This window comes from Tunturiibacter gelidiferens (assembly GCF_051013345.1).
GTDB lineage: Bacteria > Acidobacteriota > Terriglobia > Terriglobales > Acidobacteriaceae > Edaphobacter > Edaphobacter gelidiferens_A.
Window position 1 is genome coordinate 90,101 of sequence record NZ_CP132940.1, and the last position, 15,826, is coordinate 105,926.

At 55.7% G+C, this 15,826-nt stretch carries 12 protein-coding genes and 5 pseudogenes; 2 read left to right on the forward strand and 15 right to left on the reverse strand.

What is annotated here, in order from left to right; translation table 11 throughout:
- Positions 1–55 precede the first annotated feature (55 nt).
- The 8 genes and pseudogenes from RBB80_RS33850 to RBB80_RS33885 form a co-directional block, all read right to left on the reverse strand.
- On the reverse strand, positions 56–493 hold the full coding sequence (locus RBB80_RS33850) for a DHH family phosphoesterase (protein ID WP_433970285.1): 438 nt from the start codon (positions 491–493) through the stop codon (positions 56–58).
- Positions 494–798: 305 nt separating this feature from the next.
- Positions 799–1,203, reverse strand: a complete 405-nt coding sequence (locus tag RBB80_RS33855) for a nuclear transport factor 2 family protein (RefSeq protein WP_433970286.1) — start codon at positions 1,201–1,203, stop codon at positions 799–801.
- Between the two features lie 59 nt (positions 1,204–1,262).
- Positions 1,263–1,656: pseudogene (locus RBB80_RS33860) on the reverse strand (DUF427 domain-containing protein).
- Positions 1,657–1,675: 19 nt separating this feature from the next.
- Positions 1,676–2,414: pseudogene (locus RBB80_RS33865) on the reverse strand (SDR family NAD(P)-dependent oxidoreductase).
- 171 nt (positions 2,415–2,585) lie between these two features.
- Positions 2,586–3,431 (reverse strand): alpha/beta fold hydrolase, encoded by an 846-nt coding sequence (locus RBB80_RS33870; protein WP_433970288.1) that lies wholly within the window; start codon positions 3,429–3,431, stop codon positions 2,586–2,588.
- A 13-nt stretch (positions 3,432–3,444) separates the two neighbouring features.
- Entirely contained in the window at positions 3,445–3,885 is a 441-nt protein-coding gene (locus RBB80_RS33875; RefSeq protein ID WP_433970290.1) for a GlcG/HbpS family heme-binding protein, read from the reverse strand.
- A 127-nt stretch (positions 3,886–4,012) separates the two neighbouring features.
- A pseudogene (locus tag RBB80_RS33880) lies at positions 4,013–4,752 on the reverse strand (SDR family NAD(P)-dependent oxidoreductase).
- A gap of 191 nt (positions 4,753–4,943) precedes the next feature.
- Positions 4,944–6,029 carry an SDR family oxidoreductase gene (locus RBB80_RS33885; RefSeq protein ID WP_433970291.1) on the reverse strand — a complete coding sequence of 362 codons (1,086 nt, stop codon included), beginning with the start codon at positions 6,027–6,029 and terminating at the stop codon, positions 4,944–4,946.
- A gap of 246 nt (positions 6,030–6,275) precedes the next feature.
- Between RBB80_RS33885 and RBB80_RS33890 the strand changes: the two genes are divergently transcribed.
- Both RBB80_RS33890 and RBB80_RS33895 read left to right on the forward strand, forming a co-directional pair.
- The gene (locus RBB80_RS33890; protein ID WP_433970293.1) at positions 6,276–7,256 is read left to right on the forward strand and encodes a LysR family transcriptional regulator; all 981 of its coding nucleotides are present in this window, start codon (positions 6,276–6,278) and stop codon (positions 7,254–7,256) included.
- A 41-nt stretch (positions 7,257–7,297) separates the two neighbouring features.
- Positions 7,298–7,759: a DUF2127 domain-containing protein gene (locus tag RBB80_RS33895; protein WP_433970295.1), complete on the forward strand. Its 462-nt coding sequence runs from the start codon at positions 7,298–7,300 to the stop codon at positions 7,757–7,759.
- A gap of 182 nt (positions 7,760–7,941) precedes the next feature.
- Here RBB80_RS33895 and RBB80_RS33900 read toward each other — a convergent pair whose 3' ends face one another.
- The 7 genes and pseudogenes from RBB80_RS33900 to RBB80_RS33930 form a co-directional block, all read right to left on the reverse strand.
- Positions 7,942–10,311 (reverse strand): FAD-dependent oxidoreductase, encoded by a 2,370-nt coding sequence (locus RBB80_RS33900; protein ID WP_433970296.1) that lies wholly within the window; start codon positions 10,309–10,311, stop codon positions 7,942–7,944.
- Positions 10,259–10,912: an MEDS domain-containing protein gene (locus tag RBB80_RS33905; protein ID WP_433970298.1), complete on the reverse strand. Its 654-nt coding sequence runs from the start codon at positions 10,910–10,912 to the stop codon at positions 10,259–10,261. Before RBB80_RS33905 ends, RBB80_RS33900 begins: the two co-directional genes overlap by 53 nt.
- A 72-nt stretch (positions 10,913–10,984) precedes the next feature.
- Positions 10,985–11,784, reverse strand: a pseudogene (locus RBB80_RS33910) (SDR family oxidoreductase).
- 26 nt (positions 11,785–11,810) lie between these two features.
- Positions 11,811–11,897: a hypothetical protein gene (locus tag RBB80_RS33915; RefSeq protein WP_433970421.1), complete on the reverse strand. Its 87-nt coding sequence runs from the start codon at positions 11,895–11,897 to the stop codon at positions 11,811–11,813.
- 74 nt (positions 11,898–11,971) lie between these two features.
- Positions 11,972–12,214: pseudogene (locus RBB80_RS33920) on the reverse strand (GlcG/HbpS family heme-binding protein); the annotation flags it as partial.
- A 461-nt stretch (positions 12,215–12,675) separates the two neighbouring features.
- Positions 12,676–13,584 carry an aminotransferase class I/II-fold pyridoxal phosphate-dependent enzyme gene (locus RBB80_RS33925; RefSeq protein WP_433970300.1) on the reverse strand — a complete coding sequence of 303 codons (909 nt, stop codon included), beginning with the start codon at positions 13,582–13,584 and terminating at the stop codon, positions 12,676–12,678.
- Between the two features lie 74 nt (positions 13,585–13,658).
- On the reverse strand, positions 13,659–15,272 hold the full coding sequence (locus tag RBB80_RS33930) for a hypothetical protein (RefSeq protein WP_433970302.1): 1,614 nt from the start codon (positions 15,270–15,272) through the stop codon (positions 13,659–13,661).
- Positions 15,273–15,826 lie beyond the last annotated feature (554 nt).

A 15,826-nucleotide genomic window follows, 5' to 3' on the forward strand; every position in this document is an offset into this window, starting at 1 on the left:
TAATAATTTTCGGTGCTCGGTATCTCGATATTTCTCAGTCGGCGTTACAATCCAGTCACGTAGTACTGCGATCGATCACGACGACGTCGATTCCCAGCCGCTGAGCCAATCGCACCGCCGCCCGCGCGTTGATGCCGTTATCGACTGTGATAAGTAGGTCCGTTCCGCTGCGGGAGAAGTGATGGACAGCCGACGAGCTGATCCCGTAGCCCTCATCCCGGTGAGGCAGAGATGTTCTGGCTGCTGCTCCCAGACCACTCAGTACGCTGCGTAGGATGTGGGCTCCGAGCACCCCATCACAGTCATAGTCCCCGTGGATGGTGATGTGTTCGCCTCCCCGGATGGCGCAAAGCACACGAGTCGTGGCTTTTTCCATCGACGGAAGCGAAAAAGGATCTGGAAGATCGTTCCAGGATGGTACCTTCAGGAATGCATCAATGTCCTCAATGCCACGCCCGGCAAGCACTTCAAGTAATGGCTGACAAAGGTACATCGCTTTCCTCCAAAGGAGATGCCGATATTCGAATCAAGCTTCGCCTTATCTCATGGGTAATGTTGTCCCGTAGATAGAAAGCTCAGTCAAACGGGCGATCGCTGGGTTAGCGGGTCAGCGTGTTCGAGTTTCGACAATCCACCCCGAATCAGAGTTTCGAGCACTAGATCCCCCACTAGGCCGAGGACTCCTCTGGCAGGGACGAGTTGCGATGAAGAGGCCGGTTGCACATCGGTGCGTTGTGGTTACAAGACACTGGCGTGTTTCTCGTTACTTATGTTGGGTTGGATTCAAATCAACTGAGATCAAGATGTCGGAAATCTGTCACCGAACATAGGGGCTTTACTCTTCGACTGCTCCTCAGTGGCTTCGTCCTGAATGACATCCCAGTGCTCTACGAGACTGCCGTCTTGCATGCGAACGACATCAGCCGCAATCCAGTTCACCGGTGCTCCGAACCCGGAAAAGCGGCCGTACACGATCACGAAGTCTCCCTCTGCGACAATCGCGCCGGCTTCGTACGTTAGAGTGGCTGGGAGCGACTTGATCAGGTTGAATAGCCCTTCACGGCCCGGTTCGATGTGCGCACTGTGCTGGATGTAGTCAGGGGACCAGAAGCGTTCTGCGGCCGCATAATCGCGTTGGTTGAAAAGTGTGTCGAACGCCTTCAATACGAGGGCCTTGTTTTGTTCGGGTGTAGTCTTCGGCATCTTCATTCCTTTCTCTCACTCGGTTGGTCCAACTCAGGCAAATGCGCCGAGCAATTTTTTTAGGACATGACTTCGATTGCATCGACCCGCGAGAGATAAAACGCCAAGTAGTCTCTTATGCTGGCGACTGCCTCATACGGCTTTTCATACGTCCAGACCGCATATTCCGATTTCGTGCCGCCGATGGGAATGCTGTAGTAAGTGCAATCGCCCTTGTACGGACAATAGGTGTAATGAGTCGTCCGAACGAGCAGCGACATATCTGCATCGTTTGCGCGGCAAGTAGTAAACAGGCGGATATCCCTTCTCCTCCAGCCGCAGCGCTCGCGTCGAATCGACGACAATCCTTCCGGCAACCGTTACACGGACCTCGCCTTCAACCGGCGAAATTGTGATGGGATGGTCCGGCCCTGGAATTTTGATCTCCTTGCCCTTGCTCGACTTGATTTCCATGTCTCTCCTCGCGTGCCGGCTACAGCTTTGAGCCGCCATCGACCGGGATGCTCGCACCCGTAATCCAACGCGCCCCATCGGACGCCAAAAAAGCGACGACGTCCGCAATATCCTCGGGCTTGCCGATTCGCTGCAGCGCCTGCATTTCCAGCGCAACCGCGCGTCCCGCTTCTGTCTTCGTAAAATTCGACATGTCCGTGTCGATGACCCCTGGCCCAAGGATGGCAGCCCAGTGTTTGACCAGAGTCTCAAGTGCTCCTTTGGTAGAGGCGTAAGCGATCACAGAAGGGTTTTCCAAACCGGGCTTGCCCACCACCGTGCGCGCTGTGGCGGAAGAGATCATAGCAATGCTTGACCCCTCGCCAAGAACGGACACCGGTTGCTGCACCAGGAAGAACGGGCTTCGGACGTTGATCGCAAACAGGTTGTCAAAATCCTCTACCGTGTAATCAGCAAGGCGTGCCGCCTTGCTGATTCCGGCGGTTGAGCACCAGCACATCCAACCGATCGCCGACGATGGAGCGCACCTGTCCAGCGAGCAGCGCCGCGCCGTTCGGAGTTCCCAGGTCCGCTGAAATTGCAGTTGCGCTTCCGCCCTTCGCTTGAATCGCGGCGACAAGAGATTCCGCTTCCTGAACGGACCGGCCGTAGTGGACCAGGACATGCGCCCCGGCCTCAGCAAGCGTCGATGCCGTGGCGCGCCCAATTCCTCGTGACGCCCCAGTCACCAGCGCAGTCTTGCCTTGAAGTGCAGCCATTTTAAATACCTCCCATTCCTCTGAAGCACGACCGTACTGGTCCGCTCTTTCTCGACGTTATCAGCCTGGATTTCTCATGAGGCATTCATCCCGCCATCGACTGGAATACTCGCACCTGTGTTGCCGACTTGTAACAAACTTTCCACGCTCCCATGCTCTTTCTGCTCATGTTCAGCCATTCAGGAACTGCGTGACGTGCTGCATAAACAGCTCGGGATATTGAAACTGCGACCCATGATTGGAGTCGGGGTAGATGATTAGCTGCGCGTCCGGGATGTTCTGCTGCATGATGAAGGAGTTGACCGTGGGCATGATCAGGTCGTTACTGCCGTTCACCACGAGCGTTGGCTGCTTGATCATCTTGAGATAGTCATAGGAGCCCTTTTTCTGGACGCCCCATCTGTCCATCGCTTCAACCTGGGCGGCCGAAACCTTGTCGTTCACCTCGGGATCACGACCTTCCTGGCGAAGATGCTTCCGCTTCAGGAATTCCTTTCCTGCCGCCTGCGCCGCTTCGGACGGACTAAAGAGGACCGCGAGCCACATATTCTCGGGCGGATCATAGACGGCGCCGAAGATCCGCTTGGCGACTTGGGTCATCGACTCCATGCCCTCACCGCCGCGCGGACCGGTACCCACCAGGATCAGCTTGCGGACGAGATCGGGCGCCTGTAGCGTGATTTCCTGCGCGACCATGCCGCCGATCGAGAAGCCGAGCACATCCGCCTTGTTCAAACCAAGTGCTCTGCTGAAGGCGACCGCGTTGGTGCCCATCTGCTCGAACGTAGTCGGGACCTCGCCGGAGCTGCTTGAGACGCCGGCGTTGTTGAACAAGATCACCTCACGGTCGCGAGCCAAGCCATCCGTCACCGCCGGGTCCCAGTAATCCATGGTGCCCAGGTAGTGCATGTTGAAGACGATAGGCATGCCGCCGGCCTTGCCGAATCGGCGATAGGCGAAGCGGATTCCGTTAGCCTCTACGAACTGTGTCGGCGCGGTCTGGTGGGTATGAATCATTATGGTCGCTCCCTTACCGTTTAGTTGGCACGGCATCGGACACGAGCGCTAGGGCTGCTCTCGCGCAATCGATGTCGTTCTGCACCGTGGGCGCCCCGCTCAGCCCGATCGCCCCAACAATTTCTCCGTCCACCTTAATGGGAAATCCTCCTCCCCACGCCGCCATACGCGGAAGCGTGGGCATGCCGGCCAAAAGCGACGGATCGGCTTGGATAAAGTTGAACAAGTCATGCGTGGGGACGCCGAACAAAGCCGTATACGCCTTATTCTGCGCAATCTCGATGCAAAGGATCGGGGCCCCATCCATCCGGCTAAATGCTTTGAGATTGCCGCCGTCATCGAGAATCGCTACGTTCTCGCTAACGCCAAGTTCTCTGGCTTTCGCCACGGCTCGATCCACCATTTTCTGTGCTAGCTCAGAAGAGATGCTGTGTTTCTTCACCACGTTTGCCATTGGACACCTTCCTCCATTTGATATTTATTGCGTGTTGATCATCCCCGCACTTCGCAATCGCGGCGGCCTTCCCTGTCCTGCAGAATTACCTTGCCGAGATTCGCAATGTGACTTCGTGTGCGTCGGTTCAGGCATTCATTCCGCCATCCACGGTAAGATTCGTCCCGGTGATGTACGAGGACTCCGGACCGGCGACAAACGCCACCATTGCGGCGATCTCCTCTACGCGCCCGTAGCGGTCGAGCGCTGTGGCCGCCTTCTGCGGTACCGCCCAATCACCCGAGGCGGGATTCAGATCTGTGTCGATTGGACCCGGCTGGACGTTGTTGACCGTGATACCCCGGCTCCCGACCTCTCTGGACAGCGCCGGGTGAACATCTTGACGGCTCCCTTCGTGGCCGCGTAGGGTACAAGCCCTGGCGCAACGGCGCGCTCGCCCACGGCCGAACCGACCATGATGATGCGGCCCCCATCCTTCATGTGTTTCAGCGCAGCCTGGGTCGTGGCGAATACTCCGCGGATGTTGATGTCGATCACGCGGTCCATCTCCTCCAGCGTGGTTTCCTCGAACGATTTCGGAATGGCCGTGCCGGCATTGTTCACCAGCACATCCAGCCGGCCGAAGGTCGCGACGGCCTTTTCGACCGCACCCTTCACGGCATCGGCGTCGGCGGCGTCCGCCTGGATCGCGACAGCCTTTCCGCCACCCAGTTCAATCGCTTTCACCACGGCGGAAGCCGCGCTGGCGTCTTTCGCATACGTGATGGCCACGCTCGCTCCGTCCGCCGCCAGACGCTTCGCGATCGCTGCGCCGATGCCCCGCGAACCGCCGGTAACGAGTGCCACTTTATTGGCTAAGTTAGACATAGATCTCCTTTTGATTTTCGATGAAATGCTCGATCGCTTCATTGGTTCAACTGACCGCCATCCTGCTCGGGGCTGCCAGACTCCTATCTGATGTGCATCCCTGCAATCAGATTTGGCGCTCCTGGGAATACCATCTATTCCCAGAAGTAATGCATAGCGCAGAAGAGGAAGCCTTCTTGTGGTCTGTGCATCTACGGGATGATCCGAAGTTCCCGAAGCTTTGTGAGTTGCCGTCTGAAACTCTCATGCGTGTCGATACAATCTGCGAAGCCGGCCTTGCGGATCTTGATTGTGCTCAAGATTGTTTCTTCGCCGAAGTTAAGCATCCAGTCCACAAAAGACCAGTTCGCAATCTGTTCGTATGGCGTTGCATGCAGCCCATAGTGAGCCACTATCGAATCCCACAGTGGGCCCTTCTCACTCATCTCCGAAACGGTCGACATGGCCAGAGGCTCTGCGACAGGCAGGCCATAGAAAGCAGCCAATTCGTTCCAAAGCTGCCGCCAGCGATAGACATCCCCGTTCGACACATTGAAGATCTCGTTGCGCGCCTTATCCTCGCCGAGCGCCCACAGGGTGGCACGCCCAAATAGTTCTGCATCGGTGGTTTCTTGAAGTGCGTTCCACCCTTCGCGGCGGCCTGGAAACCGCAGCGGGAGCCCAAGTTTGCGGCTCATCGCAGCGTATGTAGCGAGGCTTGTCACAAGATTCATTGGCGAATTCAAGCTCGGACCCATCACGAGATGCGGGCGCAAAACCGTCCAGCTCGCTCCATGTTTGCTCGACCAATCGACTACGATGTCCTCCTGTTGGTGATAGTGGATCGGCGCGATGAGACGGGGATCCGTTTCTTTCGCTGGAGCGTTGAACGCGCCTAAACTAAATCCGTAGGATTTAGCTCCACCGGCCAGGACGATGCGTCTGAGAGGGACATTGCGCGTCGCGAGGGCTTCCAGTGTATTGGTTAGCATCCTGGCATTGGGTTCTACGGTTTCGGCCATCGTCGGCTTCTCAACATAGGCGGCAAAAACCAGGTCGGTCACGGTATCCAGATTTGAGAAAGCCTTGATCGTGCCCTCACGGTCCATGAGGTCCACGCTAATGTGGCGCGGTGGGGCTTGGGTGCGATATGTCGGCGCGGGTCGGCGCGCTGCTGTTGTGACGCGCCAGGCCGGGTTAGCGGCAACAGCGTCGATCACTCCTGTGCCAAGCACGCCATATGGACCAACGAGCAGGATCTCACGGTCCGAAGTAGACTCTTTAGGAGTCGCGGTCATCGATGTTTCCTTCCATTTCGCGTTGAGTAGTTCTAACTGACGCTTATGTGATGTGTCATTCCTGCAAGGAGACCTGGCACTTTAAGGAATACAGGCCATTCCCAATGGGAATGCTCTCGGGCGTATGAAATAGCCGCTAAGGAGTTGGGGGAATGGACTAGTGGGGGGTTACGAATAATCCACCCTCAAAGAGTGAATCCTTCTCCAGCAAATAGAATCCATTCCGTAGAGGAATAGGGAGGCTATATGGACAGATTGGATGCGATGCAAGCGTTCGTCCGAGTAATTGAGAAAGGGAGCTTCTCCGCTGTCGCGAAAGAACGTGGAATTGGTCAGCCTGCTGTCAGCAAACAGATCTCCGCCCTTGAAGATGAACTCGGCACCGAACTAATTCACCGCACCTCTCGTTCCATCGCACTGACTGAGCCAGGTCGGGACTTTTACGAGTCTGCTTTGCGCATTCTCGATGATTTTGAAAACGCGACTTCACGAATCGGCCGAGGCCAGACCGCTCCGAAAGGCCTCATCCGTGTGACCGTTCCTCCCACATTTGCCCGCCACCATATGGTGTCAAAGCTGCCTGCTTTCTTTGCTGCCTACCCTGATATGGCAATCGAGATGTCCACATCGGAAAGTCCTACAACGATCATCGAAGACGGCTTCGACTTGGCGATCCACTCCGGTGATCTCCCGGACTCCACTCTGGTTGCGCGAAGATTAGGGCAGACGATGACCGTTCTCGTCGCAACTCCTCAGTACCTCGCACGCTACGGTGCACCGAAATCGCCGGAGGATCTCAATCGCTTTCGATCTGTCGTTTTTGTCGAGCAGGGCTCCGTACAGCCGTGGAGCTTTGGCTCTGGACAAGACGCGAAGCGTGTTATCCCCACAGGAGTTTTTCGAACCAGCGATATTGAACAGATGAGGATGGGTGTTCTTGAACATCTAGGGATTGCCCAGGCACCAGCATGGCTCTTCGCCGCAGAACTCAGAGAAGGTACGGTTGTACGTCTTCTCACGCCGTTTGAACGAACAGTGCCAATCCTTGCCGTGCGGCCTGCCAGCCGCCGCATGTCCGCTAAAGTACGCATTTTCATCGAACATCTGGAGAACAGTTCAATCCACGACCCAGCTAAACTGCGGCGCGATGCTCCGGCGTCAAGATTAGTAACCTTAAGTCGGCTTGTAGTGACCGATTCGATTACCATCGAGAGACGTCCGGCATAGCCGCTGCGTAGAACATTCGTGCAGAAGGTAAACACGCCCTCATGAAAAGACAAGACAGTGGGCTCCTCCGCCTGATCGCCGTCTTCAAGCTAGTAAAGGCGCTAACTCTTATAGTGGTGGGCATTGGCGCGCTACGCTTGATTCACACGAATAACGCTGCTGACACAATCACTCGATTCGCTGGAAAATTCAGCTTCAACCCGGGAGCCCGCTACCTGGATCATTTCCTCGCCAAGATAGCGAACCTTCCTCCCAGGGATTTCAGGGACCTGGGCATCGGCAGCTTCGTCTACGCCGCGCTATTTCTAACCGAAGGGGTTGGTCTGTGGCTCGCGAAACGCTGGGCCGAGTGGTTCACCGCTATCATTACCGGCTCCCTGATTCCGTTGGAGATCTTTGAGATCCACCGGCATCCCACGGTCGCAAAGGTCATCGTGCTTCTCCTCAATATTGCAATCGTTGCCTATCTCATCGTGCGGATTCGCAGGGACAGTCGAGCATAATGAAGGATCATGAGGACGTTCGATCCGGCGCCGTTGATGCAGAGAAGCGCGTTTCGGAAGAGCAGGGTTCGAAGTCGGCTTATGTCGACTCGATGTCGAGGCGCACCGCGCAAACGGATGACTACCGGCGCAATCGGCGTTTGCCGGTACCGGGCCGGAAAAATAGGGCCAAGTAGGTGTGGTCAATCCTCTTCGCCGGGAGGGGTCATCGCATCGAACGTCGTGAGAGTCATCGTCGCTCTTATTGACAGATCTTCCACCCTGGGCAGTTCCGTCCATCCAGGAGCGGTGCCGGCGATGATTCCGGGAAAATCCATCACGGCTGTTGTGATCTTTTGAGTCGATAGAAACTTCTCCTGTTCGTCACGGACGCCCGTCATCTTTACTGGCACCGATCCGGAGCGGACATCGCCCACTGCGAATACTCCTGGTAGGCTGCTCTCCAGCATGAAAGGTGGGCGCGAAAGTGGCCAGAGAGGACTCCGATCCGGATCAACAACCAGTGGCAGATCACGTCCGGTGAGGATAAAGCCCTTCTCATCAAGAGCGACACGGCCACGAAGCCAGCTTGTGTTAGGTGAGGCGCCAGCCATGATGAAAAGGTGATGTGCCTTGACCGAACGCACCTCTCCGTTCAGCGTGTTGACCCAACTCACGTTTTCGAGAGCGCTCTCGCCCCCAAGGTCGGCTAGTTCTGAGTTCCACAGCAGTTCGATAGACGGATTTCCGGAAATTCGTGCGATGAGATAGTGTGACATCGATTCGGACAACGTGGCGGCTCGCACAAGCATATATACCTTGCGTGCGTGCTGCGAAAGGAAGACTGCAGCTTGACCTGCCGAGTTGCCGCCGCCCACAACAATGACTTCTTCGCCTTCGCACAACTGAGCTTCAAGAAATGTGGCGCCATAATGGATCCCGTGCCCCACGAAGCGGTCCAGGTTCACAACGGTTGGCTTCTTGTAGTCGGCGCCAGTCGCAATGACAATAGTCCGCGCGAAGAAGACAGTACCATCGTTCATGACAAGTTCGTAGGGGCGACGTTGGCACCTAAGTTGAACAATCGCGCGTGCCAACGCCATCTTCGCTCCAAACTTCTGTGCCTGCTTGGTGGCGCTTGTAGCTAGCTCCTGACCGGAGATCCCGGTTGGAAATCCCAGATAATTCTCTATCTTTGAACTGGAGCCCGCCTGCCCTCCGGGGGCGTGGCTTTCTATAACGAGAGCATCTATTCCCTCCGAGGCCGCATATACCGCTGCTGCCAGGCCTGCAGGGCCCGCGCCCACGATGATCAGATCGTGAAGCGAACTATTGTCGATATTGTCGTTAAGTCCGAGGGAATCCGCCAGCTGTGAGGTTGACGGATTTAGCAGAATCATCGTCCCGTCGTTTCCTATCACGATCGGGATTTCGGAGACAGCGATTCCAAAGCGGTCGAGAAGGTTCCGATAAGCATCGTCTATATCCAAGTCGATATAAGAAAATGGATGACCATTTCGGCTCAGAAATTCCCGAAGGCACAGAGTGTCTGCAGAATGTCGCGAGCCAATGACAACGATATTGCCCAGCTGTCGGTCTATGAGCATCAGCCTTCGCAACATAAACGCGCGCAAGAGGATCTCACTCAGACTTGCATCGTGCGCCACAAGAGTGCGAAGGTCTTCGGGTCGAACCTCCAGGATTTCACCTGCTTGTATAACTCGGGCCTGCACTACGGTTCGTTGCCCTGCGATCGAGCCCGCCTCCCCGGTGAACATTCCTGGGCGTAAGATCGTGACCAGCCGTTCGCCGTGGATAGTTGGCTGAACGATTTCCAAGCTGACGGACAAGAGAATGAAGCACGGCCTTCCCACCTCTCCCGGCCGATACAGAATCTCGCCAATCTCCACTCTGCGCACCCGTCCGTACGGCCGCGCACGATCTATTTCGCCCTCCCTAAGGACCGGCCACATCTGGTTCTCGGCATTGAGCTCAGCAGAGATCCGCTTCTGTTCGCTTAGGAGTCTTGCCTCTTGCAATCCGATAGATGCCTCATTGGCCGCTACGTTCAGAAGAAGGCTTTCGGTTTTCTCAGGGAAGCCGGTCCGGTTAGAACCCAGGACGATCACGCCGATTTCACCATGTACGCCCAACTGCGCGGGGACGATCGCAATGCCTTCTACTGCCATTTGGTTCCGTATTTGCGGGAGAGACCCTTGAGCGTAGGCAGCCAATGGGTCGCCGAGCATATTGAGGACTTCCTCGGCAGACAGGTTGATTTTGCTGTTCTCGGCGACTCGGAGAATCTCCACTGGCATCACGCCAAATGCGTCGCTCAACCGCGCGTAAGCGAAATCCAAGCTGAGCATACGGAGCAGTACATCCAGAAGTGTTTGAACAACTTGCGACGGTTCACTGCCGCGCCAGATCGCAGGCAGAGCGAGCAGGCTCGTTAGATCGTTGATGCAGCGCTGAAGGCGCTTGATTTCCTGGGCTGGATCTTCGAGCTGCACTTCCACGTCAGGCCACCGCTGGTGAGCCGCTCCGACGAGACCGACGCTCGCGAAATTCACGCAGGAATTCGTCTGGCGGCACAAAGAAGGGATTGTGTTGAAGGACGCCGCCGATGACGACCATCGGGTGGGTCCGCAAGATGTCAACGATGGCGTCTCCTCCAAACTTGCCGAGATCGTAGGTACAGATAACTGCGTCTTCGTGCCGACACCAAACCTCGTTTACCCGCGACTCGAACTCAATCACATCATCCACATGCGATCCGCTTTCAACAGCCCAATCCATACGACAACAAATGCGCCTTAGCGGGAATTCTCCGGTGCCATCGTCGCTGACCAACTGCTCGAACGTCGAAATCATGCGATCTGCATCGAAACGGCCTTCCGGAAGATAGATTTCGGTATCCGTCCGAATCTCCAGCTGTCCGCTTTGCTCCGCAACTGCGGTATCAATGCCCGCGGCCGTCAAGCGTTGCAGGTGGTCCTGACGCTTATCCCGATTAACAATGTGAATTGCCTTATCGCCACACTGGAATCCGTCTTTTATGAATGGGAGCAAGACCCGGTACTCTTCGTCAGGGCTGTGGAAGAAAGCGCAGACATGACGCGGTTGGTCGATCTGGGAACCAGCAAAAGGAATGGGCGCCGCGATCTTCTTCATAGCATCTCCCTCGATAGCATACCGCGAACGATAACGTAAGCTTGATCGTCATCGTTCGCCGACAATTGCCTGCTAGATAGTGCGATCGTAGAGTTGCTGCTGGTAACTTTTGACCCAGTCTTCCGTCTCAGGAGGAAAAATATTGAGAAACTTTCCTTCGCGGGAAGGGATCACTTCAACCATCTTTGCGATCATGTCCTTTGGATCGAGTCTCCCCTCTGGTTTGCCGAGCAGCCCGTCGACCACTTTCTGAAAGGCTTCGCGCTTGATAAAGTTCACGTCATCGCTGAGCCAGCGTAGACCGGCTTCCACCACAGTCTCGTTGAAACCGGTAAGGTAGGGGCCGGGATTGATCGTTTGGACCTGAATTCCGAAGGGTTTCAGCTCCTCGTACATCGCTTCCGCGATCGATTGCACGGCGTGTTTGCTCGCGGCATATGCGGGAATTGGCGGGACCGTGAGAAGGCCAACAGCTGAGGAGACGAATACCACCTTTCCGTGAATACCCGTGGCTACCCAATTCCTCACCACGCGCTGTGTAAAATCCAAAGCCGCAAAGACATTTGTTTCAAAATTCTTCCGCACCAGATCAACGGGGATTTCAGACATGGGTCCCCCTCACCGATGCCGGCGTTATTCACCAGAATTTCAAACTTGAATTTGAGGGCGTGCGCCACATCATAAGAGTCGAGCAGGTCGAGCTTCTCGACTCTTAGTGTTTCGAGGCTGAGCGAGCGAGCCTTCTCCCGCAGAGCTGTCACTTGTGGCCAGCTCTGAACAGCTGCTATTACGCTGTGCCCTTTTTGCGCCAATCCGAGAGCGGTTCCTTCACCAAATCCGGAGCCTGCTCCGGTAATCAGTATTTCCTGCATGTGAGTGATATCCCCTTTTCTTTTAGCTAGGCCTTCAATGCTGATTCACCGCTTTGGGCGACTGCATAATCTTGAGCCACCTGGCCTCCAGATACGCCGATGCTACCGATGATTTGTCCATCGACGTCCTTAAGGGAATTCCACCGGCAAACGTTACGAGGTTGCCATTGGTGAGCTCAATTCCATGTGCATCTGCCCCTGCTTTACTGTAATTGTCAAGCGTCTGCGTTTCCATTTCGAATAGGGCCGATGTCTTCGCTTTCTTAATGGCCACATCGATCACACCAAGCCAAGCTCCATCCATACGATGAAATGCTTTCAGGTGGCCTCCCGAATCAAGAATTGCGATGCAAACTGAAATTCCGAGCTCGCGCGCCTTTAGTATGGAAGCCTTCATGACTCGATCCGCTTGCTCCGCCGTAATTTGCATGCTCCTTGCTCCTTTGGATCAACTCGATGACTTGGCGACCATAGTATCAAGGGAGGTCCCCATGGAGGCTTCAAATGTCCATGAATCCAGAATGCGGTGGTGGGGCCATACGGCGCTTCACGGATGTCTGTCAAGATTAGCGAGAAGCGAATATCTGGCACACTCTGTGACCGACATCTCTCCGTCCTTCAGCCTCACTTCTGACGCGTGATTTCTGGTTTGTCGGCAACCCTTCCGTTACGCGCCCGAACGGCCAACGACGGGTAAGGTGCGGGTTGCCCGTTACTCACCAACAAAGCCACAATCGGGTTCGCTGAGTGCCTTGGCGATTTATCACTCGTTGAGAATCGAGTCCCATGAAAACGGAAATGGATTGAAGCGAAGCGCGTTCATCTCGCGTCTCGCCTTTACTCAGGCTGGCCAAAAACGGTGAGCGCTATTACGTTTCACAGCCCATTGCGTTATGCCCTTGTCATGTTCGCTGCCGACCAACTCGTGATGAGCTCCCCAAGCCGGTTCAGCGCGTCGGGAAGTTTCTCGCCGACTGCTGCGAAGCCAAAGCGGAAATGCGATGGCTCTTCGAAACAATCCCCAGGTGCGAGCAGGATGCCCCGCTCCGCAGCGGCCTGGCAAAAGGCGCGGCTGTTTTCTCCGCTTAGCAGCCAGGGAAATGCAGTCATTCCGCCACGAGGAGGAACCCAGCCAATCGTTTCGCGGTGCTCGGACATGAAGGCATCAAGCTGGCGAAGGTTTTCGGCAGCGACCTGCTGCGTCTTCCCAAGCACGGTATCGCGATGTCTCATTGCGATCTCCGCCAGCATCTCTCCAGCAGAGTTGTTGGTGATGGAAAAATAGGAGCGTGCAGTCCAGTAGCGCCTGCGGCGCTCGGGGTCGTGCTCAATCATCCATCCAGTTCGGACGCCGGATAAGGGAAAAGCCTTGGAGAAATCATGGATGACCGTGGCGTAGGGCAGACGGGAGGCCGATCGTGTCGGTTGTCCATGATAGATAGGATGATAGACCTCGTCGCTGATGAGTTGAATTCCGCGTGATGACGTGTGCTCGTGCAGGATGTCCAGGTCCGCATCGCTTATCGTGGCGCCGGTGGGATTGTGCGGACTATTGATTAGCACCAGCTTCGTGTTTCTATCTGTGAGTTTCTTGATCTCTTCGATATCGATGACAAACCCATTCTCCTTGCGAACGGGATAGTAGCGGGTCTCGATCTGGAGGGACTCGGGCAGCGCCGAGAAGGTCGGAAAGCCTGGTTGGGGCAGGATTACGTTGGCGCCTGGCTCCGCCGCCAGCCACATGAGAACCAGCAGTGCCTCAGAGGCACCAGTCACGACCTGCACAGTATCGACGTCCACACCCTGCAAGTTCGTTGCGAGTCAGCCTTTCGATTCCTTCCTCGCTGGTATCGAATACCGTTGCCGACAAACTCTCAGCGCCTGTCGTGAATTCTCACCAACCCTCCGAGCACTCCAACATACGCTGTCTTGCCATCCGGCCCAAGATAAACCGACGAGTAGTGGCTATCGAACAAAACACCCGTTCCCGCCAGCTGCTTATACACCAGTTCGCCCGTCCGCATGTCAACAGCGGTGAAGTACCACGCGTCGGTAAGCCCAAGATCGCCCTGCTTCGTATAGGTGTATTCCAGACCATTCGCCAGCGAAGCCTGCGATACCACATTCGGCACGCTCAGCGTCTTGTTCTCCCAAACCGTGTGGCATCCGGTCCCGCCGCTGTCCAGATCGACCCTCGTAATACCCGGCACCGTCGTGAGGCCGAAGAGCGTTCGCTGCAGATCGTAGCCGTAGTTGTTCTCGACGCTGATGCTCGTATCCGTCGCGATCAACGAGTTAAAGGAGTCGCCGAAGATCGGTGGGAAAACCTCCTCCGCGCACACCTGTCGGTCAACAACAGGCGCCGCCGTTCGCTTGAACACAACCACATGCATCCTTGGGTCCGCATTGTCCCCGATCGCAACATAGTCCGTTCCCATCAACGTCGGTGTCGTCCCCGATCCCTGATAGAGCTGCCCCGGCTTGATCCTTGTTCCGAAATCGTAATTCGCACTCCACGTCTCACCCGGAGTTCCATCCGCCATCGCGTCATACCGGTACAGATGCTTGTCGGACACGACAAAGACGCCGCCGCGCGCCGGATCAGGATCGACCCCAAACGACTTCCGGATAATCTCACCGCTGGGCAGCTTTGCTAGCTTGACCGTGCATGATGTTGCCACCGTCGGACTCGACACAACAGTCCCTACCATCGCTGGCTCCGTCTTGGGATCGTTTCCTCCGCTCGTCGTAAACCAGAGCAATCCATGCGAGTCAGGAAACGTCGAGAGAATCGACTGGTCCGTTGGAATCGCCGCTGGAAGATCGTCCTCACAGGTATGGTCCTTCTCCAGCCTCGGCCCAAGAAAACTTTCAACGACCTTAACCCTCCAAAGATCATTCGTTCGCGTTGGAATCACTGCCCGGCTCAGCTGATCCAGGAAAAAGTAGCCGCCCGCGCCAAACGTATCAGGCGTGTCGCCGGCGCTGGCGACCGGCATCAACAATCTCGACATCACCCTTAGCGTCACTGGATCCATCAGATAAACAATCGGCCTTCGCCCAACGCAGACCACGATGATCCGACCCTTCGAGTCGAAGGTCACCGTACCGCAAAGACCTGCCCGAAACGTCGACGTCACCTCCAGTGAACGACCAAGGGGCCCTCCAAATGGGTACGTATCGCTCTGGTATGCGTCCAGGTGTACCCCGCTAAGGCCGTTGGGCGCCATAAACGGACTCTGCGGCACAGGCTTTGCCGGGAATGGATTGGCAATCGCAGGACTGCCCACGAACTCGGGCGGCGGGTTGCCAAAATTTATCTGTGGAATGGGGATCACAATGCCGCTCAGATCCAGCTTGTCCAGATCCAGCTGGGAAATATCCTGTATGCCATTCAGTTGAGGAAATTGAGGGAATTGCTGCGCGGCGGCTGCTACCGTCACCAGCGCGCCTGCTAACAACGACAAAGCAGTAGATATGCGCGTCATCTCATATACTCCAGAAATTATTTTTTCGAAACGAGCCCAAATTCAGGTCCCATGCAGGCCCAGTGCAAATTCAGGTCGGCAACCTCACGGGGTTGCCTATAGCCCTAGTCACTCGTTGCGAGTCACTGCTTTTCCCAAAGACCGGACAGATCCTCACGCGTCAATTCACCGGATAGCCTCTAACCTTCGTACCGATCGATTCAACTGAACCCGGGAAAGTAAGGGACATCTCACTACAGCCCTGGAGTATGAACCCCGCAATTTTTCCTGTCAACGCAGAGGGATGGCTGACACCGCAGATGTGATCGTGTCCTGGGCCGAATAGTTGACGACGGACAGCTGGGGAGGATTCGACTTTAACTGAGCATTGACAGGGTGCAAACCATCAACTCGAACTGTAACGGAGTCTATTGTAATGGGCTGACCAACACTCAGCTCAGACCCACATTCATTGAAAACAAAAGCTAAATGCGCTGGCTAGGATTAGATCAGCCGGAACCTTACCCTAGCTAGGTTTTGGCCATATCAGCCAAACAGATCGATTCTTCAGGATA

Excerpts from the sequence above, each read along its gene's own strand:
- RBB80_RS33890 (WP_433970293.1), top strand. The coding sequence starts at position 6,276 with ATGGACAGATTGGATGCGATGCAAGCGTTCGTCCGAGTAATTGAGAAA.
- RBB80_RS33875 (WP_433970290.1), bottom strand. The coding sequence starts at position 3,885 with ATGGCAAACGTGGTGAAGAAACACAGCATCTCTTCTGAGCTAGCACAG.
- RBB80_RS33905 (WP_433970298.1), bottom strand. The coding sequence starts at position 10,912 with ATGAAGAAGATCGCGGCGCCCATTCCTTTTGCTGGTTCCCAGATCGAC.
- RBB80_RS33855 (WP_433970286.1), bottom strand. The coding sequence starts at position 1,203 with ATGCCGAAGACTACACCCGAACAAAACAAGGCCCTCGTATTGAAGGCG.
- RBB80_RS33895 (WP_433970295.1), top strand. The coding sequence starts at position 7,298 with ATGAAAAGACAAGACAGTGGGCTCCTCCGCCTGATCGCCGTCTTCAAG.
- RBB80_RS33850 (WP_433970285.1), bottom strand. The coding sequence starts at position 493 with ATGTACCTTTGTCAGCCATTACTTGAAGTGCTTGCCGGGCGTGGCATT.
- RBB80_RS33930 (WP_433970302.1), bottom strand. The coding sequence starts at position 15,272 with ATGACGCGCATATCTACTGCTTTGTCGTTGTTAGCAGGCGCGCTGGTG.
- RBB80_RS33870 (WP_433970288.1), bottom strand. The coding sequence starts at position 3,431 with ATGATTCATACCCACCAGACCGCGCCGACACAGTTCGTAGAGGCTAAC.
- RBB80_RS33885 (WP_433970291.1), bottom strand. The coding sequence starts at position 6,029 with ATGACCGCGACTCCTAAAGAGTCTACTTCGGACCGTGAGATCCTGCTC.